This window comes from Bacillus sp. SIMBA_008 (assembly GCF_046535495.1).
Classification (GTDB): Bacteria; Bacillota; Bacilli; order Bacillales; family Bacillaceae; genus Bacillus; species Bacillus subtilis.
Genome location: NZ_JAWRWL010000649.1, coordinates 1 through 263, shown reverse-complemented (window position 1 = coordinate 263; position 263 = coordinate 1). Strand labels below are relative to the sequence as shown.

The 263-nt window shown below is 77.9% G+C and carries 1 protein-coding gene; it reads left to right on the top strand.

The annotated features are described in order from the left end of the window. The coding region (locus SB658_RS24825) for a hypothetical protein (protein WP_410603063.1) at positions 1–263 on the top strand (263 nt) is incomplete at both ends.

Sequence of the window (263 nt, the reverse complement as noted above, 5' to 3'; positions counted from 1 at the left end):
CGGGTCACCCGGATCGGTCCGCGCGGCGGGGTCGCCGTGCCGGCCGGTGCCCGGGTGGTCTACGCACGCGGGCAGGTGGCGCTGGCGGGCTTCTGGAACAGCCACGGGCACCTGCTGGCGCCGCCCTACCATCCCGCCGGCGCGCCCGCGGCGGCGCTGGCCTCGGCGCTGCGCACCCAGTTCACCCGCTGGGGCTTCACCACGCTGTTCGACATCGGCTCGCTGCCCGGCGACGTGCGCGGCCTGCGCGCCAGGATCCGCAG